The sequence below is a fragment of the Sphaerotilus sulfidivorans genome (assembly GCF_013426975.1).
GTDB classification, from domain to species: domain Bacteria; phylum Pseudomonadota; class Gammaproteobacteria; order Burkholderiales; family Burkholderiaceae_C; genus Sphaerotilus; species Sphaerotilus sulfidivorans.
In genome coordinates this window covers 1-256 of the sequence record NZ_JACCPY010000111.1, presented here as the reverse complement: position 1 = coordinate 256, position 256 = coordinate 1, and the positions used below count along the sequence as shown (strand labels likewise).

General features: G+C 71.5%; 1 protein-coding gene. It reads right to left on the bottom strand.

Translation table 11 applies throughout. From position 1 onward, the window contains the following. Window positions 1-256 (bottom strand): Tn3 family transposase (locus tag HZU84_RS20170; RefSeq protein WP_180693138.1); only part of this gene is annotated, 256 nt, incomplete at both ends.

Below are 256 nucleotides of genomic sequence, written 5' to 3'. Positions count from 1 at the left end.
ACGCCGCCGCGCCAGACGTAGTCACCGGTCAGGTTGATGTGGTTCCACCCCAGCGGCGAGAGGTGGGGCAACAGCGCGTCGTCCACCGCCTGGCCATGGCTGCGCAGCGCGGCCACCGCCCGCGTCAGGTAGACCGTGTTCCACAGCACGATGGCCGCCGTCACCAGCGTCAGCCCGCTGGCCCGCCAGCGCTGCTGCTCGAAGTCGCGGTCCCGGATCTCTCCCAGCCGACCGAAGAAGACGGCACGGGCCAGCG